The sequence below is a fragment of the Longispora albida DSM 44784 genome, assembly GCF_000379825.1.
Classification (GTDB): domain Bacteria; phylum Actinomycetota; class Actinomycetes; order Mycobacteriales; family Micromonosporaceae; genus Longispora; species Longispora albida.
On sequence record NZ_KB903836.1, the window covers coordinates 51,210 to 66,155 of the forward strand.

14 protein-coding genes are annotated in these 14,946 nt (G+C 69.2%); 6 read left to right on the forward strand and 8 right to left on the reverse strand.

Features of this window, described 5'->3' with window-relative positions; genetic code table 11:
• The first annotated feature begins 86 nt into the window (after window positions 1-86).
• Complete coding sequence (locus A3G1_RS39070; RefSeq protein ID WP_018352452.1) at window positions 87-464, forward strand: SH3 domain-containing protein; 378 nt, start codon at window positions 87-89, stop codon at window positions 462-464.
• Window positions 465-579: 115 nt separating this feature from the next.
• Here A3G1_RS39070 and A3G1_RS0126130 read toward each other — a convergent pair whose 3' ends face one another.
• Window positions 580-1,680: a DNA glycosylase AlkZ-like family protein gene (locus A3G1_RS0126130; protein WP_018352453.1), complete on the reverse strand. Its 1,101-nt coding sequence runs from the start codon at window positions 1,678-1,680 to the stop codon at window positions 580-582.
• 247 nt (window positions 1,681-1,927) lie between these two features.
• On the opposite strand from A3G1_RS0126130, the gene A3G1_RS0126135 reads away from it, so the two are divergent.
• On the forward strand, window positions 1,928-4,393 hold the full coding sequence (locus A3G1_RS0126135; RefSeq protein WP_040479821.1) for a penicillin acylase family protein: 2,466 nt from the start codon (window positions 1,928-1,930) through the stop codon (window positions 4,391-4,393).
• 112 nt (window positions 4,394-4,505) lie between these two features.
• Here the strand turns inward: A3G1_RS0126135 and A3G1_RS0126140 are convergent, their stop codons facing one another.
• Window positions 4,506-4,763 carry a hypothetical protein gene (locus A3G1_RS0126140; protein WP_018352455.1) on the reverse strand — a complete coding sequence of 86 codons (258 nt, stop codon included), beginning with the start codon at window positions 4,761-4,763 and terminating at the stop codon, window positions 4,506-4,508.
• A gap of 76 nt (window positions 4,764-4,839) precedes the next feature.
• On the opposite strand from A3G1_RS0126140, the gene A3G1_RS0126145 reads away from it, so the two are divergent.
• On the forward strand, window positions 4,840-5,064 hold the full coding sequence (locus A3G1_RS0126145) for a hypothetical protein (protein ID WP_018352456.1): 225 nt from the start codon (window positions 4,840-4,842) through the stop codon (window positions 5,062-5,064).
• Between the two features lie 705 nt (window positions 5,065-5,769).
• Here A3G1_RS0126145 and A3G1_RS0126150 read toward each other — a convergent pair.
• The 3 genes from A3G1_RS0126150 to A3G1_RS0126160 form a co-directional block, all read right to left on the reverse strand.
• Window positions 5,770-6,948: a serine hydrolase domain-containing protein gene (locus A3G1_RS0126150; RefSeq protein ID WP_051110671.1), complete on the reverse strand. Its 1,179-nt coding sequence runs from the start codon at window positions 6,946-6,948 to the stop codon at window positions 5,770-5,772.
• A 705-nt stretch (window positions 6,949-7,653) separates the two neighbouring features.
• Complete coding sequence (locus tag A3G1_RS0126155; protein WP_018352458.1) at window positions 7,654-8,541, reverse strand: serine hydrolase; 888 nt, start codon at window positions 8,539-8,541, stop codon at window positions 7,654-7,656.
• Window positions 8,534-9,496: a LysR family transcriptional regulator gene (locus A3G1_RS0126160; RefSeq protein ID WP_026212530.1), complete on the reverse strand. Its 963-nt coding sequence runs from the start codon at window positions 9,494-9,496 to the stop codon at window positions 8,534-8,536. Before A3G1_RS0126160 ends, A3G1_RS0126155 begins: the two co-directional genes overlap by 8 nt.
• Window positions 9,497-9,736: 240 nt before the next feature.
• On the opposite strand from A3G1_RS0126160, the gene A3G1_RS0126165 reads away from it, so the two are divergent.
• Window positions 9,737-10,633 carry an MBL fold metallo-hydrolase gene (locus A3G1_RS0126165; RefSeq protein ID WP_018352460.1) on the forward strand — a complete coding sequence of 299 codons (897 nt, stop codon included), beginning with the start codon at window positions 9,737-9,739 and terminating at the stop codon, window positions 10,631-10,633.
• Between the two features lie 211 nt (window positions 10,634-10,844).
• Here A3G1_RS0126165 and A3G1_RS0126170 read toward each other — a convergent pair whose 3' ends face one another.
• Window positions 10,845-11,543, reverse strand: a complete 699-nt coding sequence (locus A3G1_RS0126170; RefSeq protein WP_026212532.1) for a suppressor of fused domain protein — start codon at window positions 11,541-11,543, stop codon at window positions 10,845-10,847.
• Window positions 11,544-12,174: 631 nt separating this feature from the next.
• Here A3G1_RS0126170 and A3G1_RS0126175 point away from each other — a divergent pair.
• Window positions 12,175-12,789 carry a peptidase inhibitor family I36 protein gene (locus tag A3G1_RS0126175; protein ID WP_018352462.1) on the forward strand — a complete coding sequence of 205 codons (615 nt, stop codon included), beginning with the start codon at window positions 12,175-12,177 and terminating at the stop codon, window positions 12,787-12,789.
• Window positions 12,790-12,924: 135 nt separating this feature from the next.
• Here A3G1_RS0126175 and A3G1_RS0126185 read toward each other — a convergent pair whose 3' ends face one another.
• Window positions 12,925-13,638, reverse strand: a complete 714-nt coding sequence (locus A3G1_RS0126185) for a hypothetical protein (protein WP_018352463.1) — start codon at window positions 13,636-13,638, stop codon at window positions 12,925-12,927.
• A gap of 172 nt (window positions 13,639-13,810) precedes the next feature.
• Window positions 13,811-14,125 carry a hypothetical protein gene (locus A3G1_RS0126190; RefSeq protein WP_157641415.1) on the reverse strand — a complete coding sequence of 105 codons (315 nt, stop codon included), beginning with the start codon at window positions 14,123-14,125 and terminating at the stop codon, window positions 13,811-13,813.
• Between the two features lie 608 nt (window positions 14,126-14,733).
• Between A3G1_RS0126190 and A3G1_RS0126195 the strand changes: the two genes are divergently transcribed.
• Window positions 14,734-14,937 carry an MbtH family protein gene (locus A3G1_RS0126195; RefSeq protein WP_018352465.1) on the forward strand — a complete coding sequence of 68 codons (204 nt, stop codon included), beginning with the start codon at window positions 14,734-14,736 and terminating at the stop codon, window positions 14,935-14,937.
• The last annotated feature ends 9 nt before the right edge of the window (window positions 14,938-14,946 follow it).

Here is a 14,946-nt window from a genome sequence, read left to right on the forward strand (position 1 = left end):
TTGGACAGTGTGGCAGGCCCCGGGCCAGCCTGTATTCAGGCCGGGCGATACGAGGGCCGCCCGGAAAGAATGATCGGAGCACTGACATGAACGCTCGTTTCCGACGCAGTGGCCTCGCAGTAGCGGGCATCGCGCTGTTCGCCGTGGCCGGGCTGGCCATCCCGGGGGCCGCCGTCGCGGCCGACGACAAGGGCAACGCCGTCGTCGGCTCCTGCGGCTGGGACCCGTGGAACGACGAGGGCGTGTACGGCCACGCGACGACCGGCGTGAACATCCGGTCCGGCCCGGGGGCGCACTGCGCGCGCCGGGGCGGGGCGAACTCCAGCCACAGCCTGCACTACCGGTGCTACGCGTCCGACGGCAGCGGTGCCACGTGGACGTACCTGACGGACGAGTCCAACGGGGTCACCGGCTGGGTCAAGGACCAGTACCTGAGCGGCGGGGGCTCGTTCCGCCAGTGCTAGCCGGTACTTTCCGGGGAGTGACGAGCGGCCCGCCGGTGGGGGAGGGCGGGCCGCTCACCGGGTACAGGAAAAGGATTTCAGGGTTTGGAAGTCATGCATGCCATGGAGCAGCCCTTCAGGCCCAGAGGAGGTCGAGCCTGAGCCACGTGGCCAGGTCCTCGATCTCGGCGTGGACCGCGGCTGAGGTGGCGCTGTCGAATTCCTCGTCCTGGTGGAGTGCGCCGACCCTGAGCACGCCGGCCTTCCGGTCGGCGGTGGCGTCCAGTTTGCCGACGAGCCGGTCGCCGGACAGGATCGGCATCGCCCAGTAGCCCCACTTGCGCTGGGCCGCCGGCTTGTACATCTCCAGCTGGTAGTCGAACTCGAACAGCTCAGCCATCCGCTTGCGGTCGAACACCAGCTGGTCCAGGGGCGACAGCAGCGCCGCCCGGCCGGTGAACGGCTGACCGAGCAGTTCGGGGTCGACCCGCCAGGTGCCCCGGACACCCTCGATCACGGCAGGCTCGCCGGGATCCCCTGGCCCGGGCTGCGCCGATCCCCGGGCGCGGGCGATGCCGAGGGTGCGCAGCCGCCGTGCGCTCCGGATCCGGAGCGCCTCCTCGAGCGGGACGGCCGGGTCGCCGGGGTAGACCCGGTCCGCCAGATCCCACAGCGGATCCCGGCCACGCCGGCCAGCGAGCGCGACCTCGCCGCGGGCCACCATGAAAGCGAGCATCTGCCGGACGTTGCGGTTGTTGCTCCACCCGCTGGACTGCCATGGCACGACGCAAGTGTCGGGCAGCTCTGCGGCCGCCAGAGGTCCGGCGGCGTCGAGGCGGGCGAGCAGGTCGCGGCGGCAGGCGTCATTGGCCTGTACCCAGTCGCGCCGCAAAGCCCGTCCGAAGACATCCTCGTCTGACCACGCCGCCATCTCCGCCCGGAACAGTGCCACATCCTCGGCCGGGCGGATCATGCCGTGCAGCTCGACCAGCACCCGGTCGGCGAGAGCGATCCGCAGCTCGGCTGGCACGTAGCCGGAGCCGAGCCTGCTCCACGCGACGACGTCGGCGCTCGGCGCGACGGCACTCGTCGGCTCGACCTGGAGAAAGGTCAGCTGCCGCACCAGATCGGGCAGCTCCGTCGGGTCCAGCGGGCCGGACGGGCGCGGGCCGTCCAGGAGCTGGGCGCGAACGGCGATCCGGCGCGCGTCAGCACGGGAAAGCTGATGAACGGCCACCCGCCGAGACTAGGCGACAGCCTGCCACGGCAGCGAGCCGGCGGGGCGCGCCTGCTCGGGCGTCTGCCGGTAGGGATCTACTGGACAGATCCCAAGCTTCGGGCACCCGATCTGGTGGTGGCTGGCGGGGGACAAGCCCCTCCTGGAGAGCGGCAGTCTTCGGGCCCGGGTCCGTGGAGGCGGTGGGGTGGGATCGGGGGTTTCTGGTGCCTGTTTTTGGGGGCTGGGAGGCGTACGATCCGGCGGCATGAGGATCCTTCGCAAAGTGCTGCTGTGGCTGCTGGTCGCGGTGGTGGTGCTCGCGCTGGGTGGCGCCGGGTACGGGATGTGGACGGTGCGCCGGTCGATGCCCGACCGTGCGGAGGATCTGCGGATCGCCGGCCTGAAGGCGCAGGTGACCGTGAAGTGGGACAAGTACGGGATTCCGCAGGTGTACGCGAGCAACGCGGGCGACCTGTTCCGCGCCCAGGGCTACCTGCACGCCAGTGAACGATTCTGGGAGATGGACTTCCGCCGGCACGTGACGGCCGGGCGGCTCTCGGAGCTGTTCGGTGAGGGGCAGGTCGAGACCGACAAGTACCTGCGGACGATGGGCTGGCGGCGGGTCGCCGAGGTCGAGTACGCGCAGGCCTCACCGGAGACGAAGGGACACCTCGACGCCTACGCCGCCGGTGTGAACGCCTGGCTGTCCGATCACGACGGCGGCAGCGCGAGCCTGGAGTACGCGGTCCTGGGCCTGCAGAACTCCGGGTACGAGATCGAGAAGTGGAGTCCGGCCGACAGCCTCGCGTGGCTGAAGGCGATGGCCTGGGACCTGCGCGGCAACATGGACGACGAGCTCAGCCGGGCCATCCTGGCCGCAGGCGGGATGGCGCGCGAGCGGATCGAGGAGCTGTACCCGGCGTACCCGGAGACGCGCCACACGCCCATCGTGCCGGCGGCTGCGACGGCGGCGGGCAGGAGCTCCACCCCGTCAGTGACCCCGGACGTGAACGTGCCGGGAGAGGTGATCCGGGGCGTGGCGTCGGGCGTGGGGCGGGTGGCGGACGCTGCTCGCCTGAGCGGGGCGCGTGCGGACGGGGTCGGGTCGAACTCGTGGGTGGTGGCGGGGAGCAGGACGAAGACGGGTAAGCCGCTGCTGGCCAACGATCCGCACCTCTCGCCGTCGATGCCGGGGATCTGGTACCAGATGGGGCTGCGGTGCTCGTGCGGGTTCGACGTCGCAGGGTTCACGTTTTCGGGAGTGCCTGGGGTCGTGATCGGGCACAACGCGCGGATTTCCTGGGGTTTCACGAATCTGGACCCGGACGTCGTGGACCTGTACCAGGAGAAGCTCGAGGGCGACCGGTACCAGGTCGACGGCGCGTGGCTCGACGTGGACAAGCGCACCGAGGTCCTGAAGGTGGCTGGCGCGAAACCGGTGACGTTCACGGTGCGGAGCACGAAGCACGGTCCGCTGCTGTCGGACGTGTCGAAGGAGGCGCGGGCGGCGGGTGGTAGCTATGGGCTGGCGATGCGATGGACGGCGCTTGACCCGGGGCGCACGATCGACGCGCTGTTCGCGATCAACAAGGCGGGCAATTGGTCCGAGTTCCGGGCGGCGGCGGCGAAGTTCGAGGTTCCGGCGCAGAACATCGTGTACGCCGATGTGGACGGCAACATCGGCTACCAGGCACCGGGGCGGATCCCGGTCCGTGGCAAGGGCGACGGGCGGTGGCCGGCCCCGGGCTGGGACTCGGCGTACGACTGGAAGTCGTTCATCCCGTTCGAGGAGCTGCCGAGCGAGTACAACCCGCAGCGGGGTTACGTCGTCACGGCGAACCAGGCGGTGATCGGCACGGCGTACAGCCATTTCCTGACGCGGGACTGGGCGATGGGTTACCGCTCACAGCGGATCGTCACGCTGCTGGAGGGGGCGGGGAAGCTGGATGTGGCGGGGATGGCGGCGATCCAGTTCGACAACCGCAACAACGGCGCTGAGGCCGTCGTGCCCTACCTGCTCGATGTGAAGATGTCAGGAAAGACCGCGGAGAGCCAGGCGCTGCTGCGGGGCTGGGACTTACAGCAGCCGGAGAACTCGGCGCCGGCGGCGTTCTACAACGCGACCTGGCGTGCGCTGATGGCCCGTACCTTCGACGAGCTTCCCGACGGCCAGAAGGCCTCCGGAGGCGAACGATGGTTCGAGGTGACGCGGAACCTGCTCAGCCAGCCGGAATCCCCGTGGTGGGACGACAAGCGCACGCCAGCGGTGGAGACCAGGGACACGATCCTCGGCGCGGCCATGACGGCTGCCGACAAGGAACTGCGCGACAGGCTCGGCGGGGAACCGAAGAAGTGGCGCTGGGGCGACCTGCACACCATCACCCTGACCAACCAGACGTTCGGCAAGTCCGGGGTCGGCGCCGTGGAATGGCTGTTCAACCGGGGGCCGTTCGGCACGGCTGGCGGCGGCGGGATCGTCAACGCCAACGGCTGGGACGCCACCGAGGGCTACGGGGTCAACGCGGTTCCGTCGATGCGCATGGTCGTTGATCTGTCCAATCTGGACAACTCCCGGTGGGTGCAGCTGACCGGGAACTCCGGTCACGCGTTCCACGACAACTACGACGACCAGTTCGAGCTGTGGCGGACAGGCAAGGACCTGCCGATGCGGTGGGACTCCGCGTCCATCACCAGGGAGGCGGAGGAAACGCAGACCCTCAAACCCCGGTGATCATGAAGTACTGGAGTTCTGCGTCTGCCGGATGCGAGCAGCTTGCTCAGGCAAGCGCGTGTACTGCCGCGATTGGGGATCTGGACTCCCGGCCACCTACAGGTCAAACGCCTTATTCCGTATCAGCGGGCCCAGGGTCCCGGGAGTTTGGGAGCCCGGCCGTAGCGGGTACTCCGCTGACGGGGTCCCGCCAGCGGACGGTGTGCTGCTGGGTTTGGCGTTCGAGTTCGGCGCGCTGCTGCGCGGCCCGGTGGCGGTTGCGGCGGATTCCCAGCGCGATCGCCGCGGCGATCAGGGCCACCCAGCTGCCGTAGAAGATCCAGCGCAACAGTGCCCAGTTGGTGGAGGCTTCCTCGGCGATGATCAGCATCTCAGCAGAGTAGTGGCGGGTGCGGTGATCCTGCTGACCCGTTTACTCTGGACCTCCTCATGGGGGAGGTACATCAATGGGCAAGATCGATAAGAGCCGGCTGGAGCCGGCGGCGACCCGCGCGGGCTTCTTCGCGATGCTGATGATGACGGCGCTGTGGACGTGCGGCGGAGGGTTCGCCGCTACGGTCGCCTCGGACGAGTGGGCCGTGCTGCTGGTCATGGGCGCGGTGTGGCTGGTGCTCGCCGGGCTGACCGTGTTCTACGCCGTGCGGCTCGGACGGCTCCAAGGGCCGAAGTGATCCGGGCACCAGACCCGGCACCTGTCACCGCCCGGGGCCTGGCCGTGATGGATCGGCCGGGCCGTCGGCCGGTACACCGACCTGCACTTCTGGCCGAGAAGATCCGCGAGGCCCTGGCGGGGGCGGCGGACTGACCGCCGCGCCTGCCGTTGGAGGCGGGCGCTCTGCCGCGCTTGTGGACCCGGCAGACCTCAGGCACCGCCGACGGCGCGGTGAGCAGGGAACTGACTCCCGCTAATGATCGGGTGGTGCCGGCTGGCCGGCGCAGACACGGCCGGCCGAAGAAGCTGACTGATGCTGAACTGGTGTGCGTGGTCCTCATCGGAGACAAAGGCTTCGCCGGAAAGAGTTCGCCGCCCACCTGACCGGCCTGGGCATCACGTTCCTGCGCCCAGACCGCAAAGGCGAGACCTGCCACCACGGCAGCCTCGCACCGATCCGCCAGCGCGTCGAATCCCTCTTCGACACCCTCAAAGGCCAGCTCGACCACGAAACCACGGCCCAGCGAAGGCGTGGCCTGGCAGAAGGCCGCGCCCCGGCGAGATCAGCGGCGCCTCCATCGAGAAGCCCGCCTCCAAATGGCCGGACGGCGACTACGCCAAGCCGGGCATCGTGGTGACCTACCGTCGTGCGGCGGGGCGATCGGGCTGCAGGCCCGGCAACACCAAGGGGCCGCCCGGGTCCGGGCGGCCCCTCTTCACGCCGTCATCTCTTGGCGCACAGCGCAGCGTCGACCAGCGCGCCGGCCGAGTCCGGGCGACCGGGGCTGACCAGGGTCACCGCGACCGAGGCGGCACGGCCGTCATCGGTGACCGCGACCCGGGTGGTGTAGCCGGGGATGTCACCGCCGTGTCCCCAGGACAGAGTGCCGTCGCAGCTCAGCGGCCGGCTGATCAGACCGAGGCCGAAGCCCTCGCCGAGCCCCCAGGGGCCTTTCACAGTACGGCGCATCTCGGCCAGCTGCACGGGGTTGAGCAGCTTGCCGCCGATCAGGGCGGAGAAGAACTTCGTCAGGTCGCCCGGGGTGGACACGAGGTTCCCGGCTGCCCAGCCCCAGGACGGGTCGATCTCGGTGATGTCCTCGATCTGGGCGCTGGGGTCCACCTTGATGTAGCCCTGCGGGTGTGCCTTGCGGATGCCCTGCTCGCCTACGTCAGGGATGTAGGTGTCACGCAGCCCGGCCCGCTCGATCACCCGCTGGGTGATCTGCTCGGCCAGCGGCCGGCCGGTGACCTTCTCGGCGATCAGGCCAGCCAGCACGGTGTTGGTGTTGCTGTACTCCACGCCCTTGCCCGGCTCGAAGCTCGCCTTGTGCGCGAGGGCCACGTCGAGCAGTTGCCGGGGCTGGTAGTAGGTGTGCCGGAGATCCTTGTCCACCAAGTCTGGCCTCATGATGTTGACGTAGTTGGGCAGTCCGCTGGTGTGCTGGAGCAGCTGACGCACGGTGATGTTCCGACCGTCGATGCCCTCGCCCCGGACCAGGTTCGCCAGGTAGCGCTCGATCGGGGCATCGAGTTCGACCTTGCCCTCGCCGACCAGTTGCAGCACCACGGTGGCGACGAAGGTCTTGGTGTTGCTGCCGGCCCGGACCTGGCCATCGACCGGGGCCTTCTTGCGGGTCCGGATGTCGGCGACGCCGGCCGCGTAGTCCCGGCTCCGGCCGTCCTTGCCCGTGACCGAGGCCAGGGCCGCCGGGTAGCCCTCGTCCTTCACCATCCGCTCCAGGCCCTGCTGAACCTGGTCGCGCGGGCTGCCAGCCTGGGCGGAGGCAGACAGCGCGCCGACCGTGCCGAGCGCGACGGCCAGGGCGGCCACCGCCGCGACGCCGCGTCGGCGACGACGGTACGACGCCGAGGAACCGGCCTGGGAAACAACCTTGGACATGGACAGCCTCCTGCCGCGCCCCGCTGGGCGCGTTGTGTTCTGGGACCTCCCCAGACTGTCGGGTCCTGGCGTTTCCCCCCATCCCGCCAGCTACCCGATCGAGGTACAGCAGGCGACCCAGTCCAAAGTGGCGCAGGTCACCGGGGGCCGGCGTGAGCGTCGGAGCCGGGCACTCCGCACAGCCCAGGAAGACCTCTTCCAGGGGTACCGAAGCAAAGGCTGACCGCGCCACACCGCCGACAGGAGCCCCTATCTGGGGCGGACCAGGCCAGCAGCCTGCTCCTCAGTCCGCCGTGTGAGGGCTCGCGCTGCGCCCGGTCCGTGCCTAGCGTGGCCGTATGCCAACACTCATTCCACCCAGCACCGACCTGCACGCCGCCTTCCTGGACTGCCGGCAGGTCGGCGCGCCGGGCTTCCCAGCCGGTGAACAGTACGGTGCCCCGCAGGGCCATGTCTCCCGCGAGCTGGCGACTCCTCGGAGATCTCCCGCCGGGCGCAGGACACCACGTCCTCGCCCGGCCCGGCATGCCCGCCCAGCCCCAGGTACTTGCCCGCGTGCGGGTCATCGGGGCGCTTGTCCCGGTCTCGCAGGAGGCTCTGCGGGCACGCTGATCGGGGGACCGGCCAGCCACCGGCCCGCAGGTTCGTTACGGTGACCGTCCAGGGCATCCGTTAATCGGAAATAGAGGTTCGAGGCCCTCCGGTTCAACCGCGTCGCAGATACTCCACGGCGGTGCGGGCTGCGGTACCGATGACGGCGTCGGCTCTGGGCAGGTTCAGTGCCGTGGCAGCGCTGCGGGTGAACACCGCGATCGCGTAACGGCCGCCGTCGGGATACTCCACGACGCCGATCTCGTTGCGGACGGTGGGCAGCGTGCCTGTCTTGCCGGCGACGCGTACGTCATCGAATGGGAACCCCGAGGCGAGCCGGTGTGGCCAGACCTGCAACGACAGCAGATGGCGTATCGCGGAGCAGGATCCGGGGGAGGCGGCGGTGTCCTTCCAGATCCCCGCCAGCAGGGTGGTGCAGTCACGGGCCGTTGTCCGGTTCGAGGCTGTCAGGTCCAGTGTGGCCAGCCGTGACAGTGCAGCCGGATCGGTGAGCAGCCGGGTGAGCTGCGCCGGGTCGGTTGTGCCCAGTGAGGCGGCGGTCCGGGCTGCCACATCGCGGCAGATTTCGGCGATACGGGTGGCGGCCATCCCAGCCGCTTCGGCCGTGGCGGTGAGCGCGCCCAGGCCGATGTGGTCGGCGATCGCGTCGGCAGCCGCGTTGTCGGACACGCTGAGCGCCTGGTGCGCGAGGTCGCGCAGCGTCATGGTGACCGGACCGGTCATCGCGCCGATGCCGGTAGGGCCGCTTGTCCGTGTGCCAGGTTCCAGCCGGACCTGTCCGGCCAGGTCGGCCAGCCCCGTGTCGGCGGCCCGGAACAAGGCCAGCACCAGCGGGAGCTTGAACGCGCTGGCCATGAGGACCGGAGTATCGGCCCCCAGGCCCGCTTCCCTGCCGTTGTCCAGGTCGATGGCATGCAGGCAGCCGGTCACTCCTGCCCCGGCGAACAGCGAGCCGAGGTGGTGGCGAAGATCTTCATTCATCGAGTACTCCGTGCGGGATGGCGAGGAAGTCCGAAGCGGGCCGGCTGCGCGGTTCCGGGGCTGGCGCGTGCCCGCTGCCGAGTACCTGTGTCACGGCGCGCGCGAACGCGGCCGTCCCGGAATGGGGTTGTTCCTTCGGCCAGGTCACGGCCAGCCGCTCGGCGAGAGGCTGGCCAGCCAGGCGCCGCCACACGACGCCGGTGTGGGGCGGCGCGGTTTCGGGGCCGAAGGCGACAGCGGTACCGGAAAGGACCAGGCCTGCGGTGAAGCTTCCGCCGTCGGCCTCGTGAACGGCCGGCGGGTGGTACCCGTGCCGGGCGCAGGTGTCCAGGATCTCGTCGTAGCGTGCCGGGGCTGCTGGGCGCGGGAAGGTCACCAGGTCGTGCCCGCCGAGGTCGGAGAGCAGGAGTTCGCTGGCTGGCTCGGCGAGCGGCCCGTCTGCTGCCACCAGTACGCCCAGCGGCCGGTGCACGACCGGGCCGATGACCAGGCCCGCCGCGAGAAACGGCAGTTGCAGCACGCCGATGTCGAGCTCTCCGCTGCCCAGCGCCTGATGCTGGGCGGAGGTGGTGCTTTCCCTGAGGTCCAGGGCTGTGTGCGGGCTACTTTCCCGGAACGCGCCGAGCAGGGCCGCGATGCTGTCACCCTCCAGGTGTGGCGGTACTCCAGCGCGGAGCACAGTGCTGGTGGCAGCGTTCATCCTGGAGGCCAGGCTCAGGATCGGCTCGACCCTGGACAGGATCTCGCGGGCCTCCGGCAGCAGCAGGCGCCCTGCTTCGGTGAGCGTGACCTGGCGGGGCGAGCGGTCGAACAGCCGGATGCCCAGTTCACGCTCCAGGCGCTGGATGCGCTGCGACAGCGGGGGCTGCGACATGTGCAGGCGGGCGGCGGCCCTGCCGAAGTGGAGTTCCTCAGCGACAGCGATGAAGTATCGCAAGTGCTGCACGAGGTCCACGAGCAGCAACGATACCGGATCGGATATCGCAGCCCCCGAAGATTGATCTTGGACAGCGGGTACTCCGGGCCGGTTCACTCTGGACAGTTGCCCGCCGTTGAAGGGAAAACCGAATCCATGTGCCAGAACTGTGGGACCTCATCCGGAGGCATCCAGCGCCGTGCCGTACTGCGCGGGGCCGTTCTGGGCGGCGCAGTGATAGGCAGCGGCGCCGCCGGGCTGTCACCGGTACCAGCGGCCGTGGCGGATCCGGTCCGCGCTGGCTCCGGCCGCCCGGCCGGGGTGTCGATGCGCTGGCTGGGCGTGGCCGGCTGGGAGATCGCCTTCGACGGCCGCGTGCTGTACTTCGATCCCTATCTGAGCCGCTTCGACTACCGGCTGCCCGGCGGCCCGCTGGTCCCCGATCCCGCCGTGGTGGACCGGCTGCTGAACTCAGGCCGGCTGGCGGGCCCGCCGGAGCTCATCATGATCAGCCACGGGCACTGGGACCACATGGCCGACGTGCCGCAGCTGCTCGGCCGGTCCGGCTGGGCCTCGAAAACCATCCACACCATCGGCACCGAGACGCACCGGCACCTGCTGGCCGCCATGGGTACCCCCGCCGCCCGGCTGAAGAACTACATCCACGCCACGGGCGGAGAGGACCTGGAGTTCGGCGATGGCGCCTACCGGGTGCAGGTGATCCGCAGCCTGCACAGCCAGTCCCGGGGATACGGCTTCTTCGCACCCGGTACGCGGACCGCCCCGCCAGCGGCGCCGGCCAGCATCACCGACCTGGTGGAGGGCGGCACGCTGGCATACCAGGTCACAGTCGCTGACCGGCTCAAGGTACTGATGTTCGGCGGCACCAACTTCGTGGAACGTGAACTGGCCGGGCTGCGCCCCGACGTGGTCGCTATCAGCATGACCGATCACAGTTCCCTGCACCGCTACCTGGACCGGCTGCTCACCACGCTGGGAGGCCCGCGCTACGTGATCCCGGTGCACCACGATGACATGATCACCGGGTTTGACGCCCCCGGCCTCGCCGCCACCGTGGACCGCACAGCCGCCCAGCAGCTCAAGGAGGCTGTGCACCGGCTGCGGCTGCGCACTGAGGTGATCGAACCCGAGCACCTGCGTCCCCTGCTGTTCTGAGCGCAGCTCCGTCGCGGTGCGACTCTGGCGCGGACGCCGGGCAGGTGGGCGACCTGCCCGGGCTGGGCAGTGACCGGCTGGGCGATCGGGGTGAGGTGTCCCAGGCACGCTCTGCATCCCCGGCCCAGCAACCACAGAGGGCGTGGGCCAGCACCAGACGTACGCGCCGATCGCCCCGGAAGGCCAGGCCGGCGGAAAGCTTGTGCTGCTCTCAGGCGCCGCTCGGGCGGGCTGGGTCGAGATGCTCGGTCACCCGGACGCGGTCGAGTGCCTCGATCAGCGCGCCGGTGCCGTGGGTCAGCTTCAGCTCAAGTTCCCCGGGGTGCAGGGGTACCAGGGCCAGCAGCGCGATCTGCTTGCCGCTGGGAGTCACGATGGTGCGCGCCTCCGGAGCGGAGTTCACCATCGGCGTGACCACCACCCCGGTGAACGGCACACCGGGCGCGTACGGCTCAGCAGGATCACCGTTGGGAACGGAATGCCACTGACCGATCCAGGTGCCGTACTCGTGTGGCAGGCGGGCCACCGACTTGAGCAGCCGGACCGGCCAGTAGTGGCACTCGTCCTTCCACGCGTCGGCGGTCAGCGGCCAATCAGGCGGCAGCGCGATCATCAGCTCCGCGTACGGGCTCACACCGGCCTCGGCAGGCACGTTCATCGGCAGATCGCTCATCCCGGAGGTGACCAGCGTGACGAATGGCCGCTGCGGGGTCGGTTCGATCATGTGCACGTCGATGTGGACCAGATCGGATGCCATCTCGTGCCATACCGTGGCTGGCTCGCCGAAATACTGGCTGATGTGGCGGTCTATGGCCTCCAGCGACTCCGGATCGCTGTCGGCGGGCGGCGTCCAGCCCCGCTCCAGCGCTTCGTGCCGAAGTATCCCTGACCCCTGGGGTGCCGATTCCATCCGGAGAGAGTAAATGCCAGCTACCGGCGCCCTGCCGGCCGGCCGGCGTCCGGGTCACCGGCCGGTGCCGGACGACGGCTCCGGGCGCTCCCAGGCCAGGCCACGCTGTTCCCTTGGTAGCGCACGGTCCTTCCTCCGGCCAGGTGCACTAGCCGGCAGCCCGGCCTGCTCGTGGGCACATGCGGTGAGGTCCGCACACTCAGCGTTCTGCAATGTGGACGGCACTGTCTGTCGAAGTTGGTGAGGCGTCAAGCTCCACGGCGGCTGGTCCCGCAGACGTCCCCGCGGCACGCCTCCGGCGCTCAAGCCTTCGTCAGCGCTGACCTGATCGGCATCCTGGACGCGGTGCTGCAGGTCGCCGGAACTCATCAGTATCCGCCAGGAAAATTACGCCGGGCTTGCCTGGGATTTTCGGCTGTCGCCGAATGATCTTCCCGGGATGTTCCTCGATTACTACGATCCGGGCTGTGGATCCCGTGATCACGGGGCTGGCTTCCCGCTGCCTGTCAGCTGGAGGGCTTGGTCAGACGAGGATTCCATGTTCGTCGTTCAGCCCCTGGAAGAGGAGTTTCCCTTGACGTTCCGAGCAGTTCGATCACCTTCTTCGCCTTGGCGGCGCAGGTTCGCGGTCATGGCGATCGTCGCCCTGGGGGCATCTGCGGCCATACAGGGCCCGGCGTCCGCCCACACGCACACGGCGGCCAAGCCGACCCGCGCCCAGCAGGAACTGCTTTCCAGGGTCCCCGCATCGGCAGCCGTCCTGCAGAAGCAGATCGACCTGCAGCTTTCCCTGTACCCGGGCGGCAAGCAGACCTCGGCGAACGAGGTCTCCTACGACGGCGGGAACTTCGTGATCACCTTCGCGAAGCCGGCCACCACCCAGCCGTCCCTGCTCAGCGGTAAAGGCGACTGCCCGGACGGGTGGTTCTGCTTCTGGGACTACGAGTACTACGGCGGAGCCATGGGCAAGCTCAGCAGCTACGGGGCACAGGATCTGTGGCGGTACGGCTGGAGCGACCGCATCGAGTCGGCCTGGAACCGTACGAACACAGTGGTGCGGTTCTACAACCACACCACGGGCAGCCACTCGGAGTACGCGATCAGCTCCTACGATCAGTACCTCTTCATGGTCTTCCCCGGCGATTACGACACGAGTGTCAAGTACCTGGCCGACGGCGAGGACTCGGAACGGAACAAGGCTGATCACGTCTACCGGTGCGGGGGCCCGGGCGGGAGCATGTGCTGACACGTGACCGCTGAGGGCCGGCCCGGCAGACGGGTATGAGGCAACGCCGTACGCGGTGCCGTTCCTGCTGCTGACGCTGATCACCGTCGGGTACGACGAGGCGTGGCTGGCGGAAACCTTCCCACTCGCGGGGGCCTAGTTGTGGAGTACTGCCTTGTCCACAGTCACCCGGAACGGGCAGCGGTAGGCGGCCGGTGAGCCCGTGACGACCACGGTCACGCTCTGTTTTGCGCCGCCGACGGCAACGACGCCCCCGTAGCCCTCGTCGGCCGAGCGGGCTTCGGTGCTGTCCCGGGACACCTTCCCGTCGATGACCGGTGTGAGCGTGTACGTGGTGGCCGCCTGGCAGCCTGGCTGCTGGGTGACGTCCAGGGTGATCAGCAGGAGGAGCTTGCCTCTGGCGGGTGGTGATCCGGGTACGCGGAGGTTCACCGAGCCCGGGCCCAGCAGCCCGGCCGTCCTGGCCGCGGCGGACGAGCCCAGCTCCTTCGTGACATGGATCTCGGCCCTGCCGGCGGCCACCCACAACGCCCACGGGCCGGCGAAGAAGACGACACCGGCCAGCCCCCAGGCGATCCGGCGGCCGGCTGGGCTGGATTCCCGGTCACCGGGGCGGGAGAACAGCCGCTGCTGGCTGGTGGTGGCGGGGCGGCGGCCGACCTCGTGCAGGGCGAGCAGGCCGCCGATCAGCTCGGCGGCACCGAGGATCATCGCGGTGGTCTCGAAGGCCCCGTTACCCCGGTGCTCGCGGGCCACGAGCAGCAGCGCGAGACTGCCCGCGGCCATGACGAGCAGGACGCAGGCCAGGAGCCGCCACGTGCGGTTCCACTCCGCCTGGGTCTGCGTCATGCGCTGGCCTCCTCGCCGGTGCGGGGCCCGCCAGACGGCGAGACTTCCCCCTCAACCGGGCAAGTCTGTCCACTTGCCAGCCAGAGCAGACATTGACTGTAGTGATTCTGACTCTTCGCATAGGCCGGCCACGGACCAGCGCTATAGTGCGGCCTGCCCCGCTCCGTGAGGTTTAGCGCATGCTCGCCACGAACGCTGCGATCCTGCGGTCGATCCGGCGGTTCGTGCGCCTGCGCCGGAGCGTGGCGAGCACGCCGAGCGTGACGATGGCCGTCACCACGGCGGCCCGTACCCGGTTGTCGGCCGCTGCGGCCTTCGCGCGGGGCGCCCAGGCGCGTGCCCGCTCGGAGACGGCGTCGACCACCGGCTGGAGCGGGCTGGGCGCGGCGGGCTCGGCGGCGTGCCCGGGTACGTATCCCGCGTCTGCCGCGTCGATGTCGTCGAGGATGGTGCGGCTGCTGGTCCTGATGTGCGCGTGCGTGGTCATCGGTTCTGCTCCGTATCCGTTGTCGTTCACTGAGCCTGGGCCTCCAGTGTTCGGCTGACGGAGGGTTACCCATCCCGGCCGGGCCTCAACCCCGGCGCCCGTGGGCGGTACCCGGGCACTGGCCATTCGCGTCCACTGTGTACAGTGGTCGAGTCCCCGGCGGCGTCTACGCCCCGGCGGCCGTCGCATTCTTCTTTTCGCGGAATGGCTGAGCCTCCGGCTCGCCGATAACCGCTGATAACCGCCGGCAAATCAGCGCTGAATTTCCCGGGTATCCTCGCGCGTACCCACTCTGGAATATATTACCGGCCGGTCGGTAAGCGGGCCGCGGTGGCGGTTCTTTTCTATCTCCGGAGGTCGGTGGCATTAATACCGCGTGAATTCCCGGGCTCCATTGCCGCGACGTATCCATGCCTGCGAGGGTCGTGGCTCAGGTCACTGAGTGTCACAACTCACTTCGCGGGTAGCTACGTCCATTTGCGACTACCTGGTCCAGATTTCCTCCGTGTTAGCGTGCCGCTTTGTCGAATGTGGTCTGTTCGGGGGGCGGCAGTGATCACAGGACGATCGTGCCCGCACGCCCCCTGCGGCTGTGTGGAGGAACACTCATGAATCCCTTCGAGGATGCCAGCGGGACGTATCTCGTCCTGATCAACGACGAGGGCCAGTACTCGCTGTGGCCGGAATTCGCCGCGGTGCCGGCCGGCTGGTCGGTCGCGAAAACTGCGAGTTCCCGCCAGTCCTGCCTGGACTACGTCAACGAGCACTGGACGGACATGCGTCCCAAGAGCCTGATCGAAGCGATGGGCTGACGGGAAAAT

Bases quoted from the DNA above. Each gene is read 5' to 3' on its own strand.
- A3G1_RS39070 (WP_018352452.1), top strand. From the start codon at position 87: ATGAACGCTCGTTTCCGACGCAGTGGCCTCGCAGTAGCGGGCATCGCG.
- A3G1_RS0126135 (WP_040479821.1), top strand. From the start codon at position 1,928: ATGAGGATCCTTCGCAAAGTGCTGCTGTGGCTGCTGGTCGCGGTGGTG.
- A3G1_RS0126140 (WP_018352455.1), bottom strand. From the start codon at position 4,763: ATGCTGATCATCGCCGAGGAAGCCTCCACCAACTGGGCACTGTTGCGC.
- A3G1_RS0126145 (WP_018352456.1), top strand. From the start codon at position 4,840: ATGGGCAAGATCGATAAGAGCCGGCTGGAGCCGGCGGCGACCCGCGCG.
- A3G1_RS0126150 (WP_051110671.1), bottom strand. From the start codon at position 6,948: ATGTCCAAGGTTGTTTCCCAGGCCGGTTCCTCGGCGTCGTACCGTCGT.
- A3G1_RS0126155 (WP_018352458.1), bottom strand. From the start codon at position 8,541: ATGAATGAAGATCTTCGCCACCACCTCGGCTCGCTGTTCGCCGGGGCA.
- A3G1_RS0126170 (WP_026212532.1), bottom strand. From the start codon at position 11,543: ATGGAATCGGCACCCCAGGGGTCAGGGATACTTCGGCACGAAGCGCTG.
- A3G1_RS0126175 (WP_018352462.1), top strand. From the start codon at position 12,175: ATGGCGATCGTCGCCCTGGGGGCATCTGCGGCCATACAGGGCCCGGCG.
- A3G1_RS0126185 (WP_018352463.1), bottom strand. From the start codon at position 13,638: ATGACGCAGACCCAGGCGGAGTGGAACCGCACGTGGCGGCTCCTGGCC.
- A3G1_RS0126190 (WP_157641415.1), bottom strand. From the start codon at position 14,125: ATGACCACGCACGCGCACATCAGGACCAGCAGCCGCACCATCCTCGAC.
- A3G1_RS0126195 (WP_018352465.1), top strand. From the start codon at position 14,734: ATGAATCCCTTCGAGGATGCCAGCGGGACGTATCTCGTCCTGATCAAC.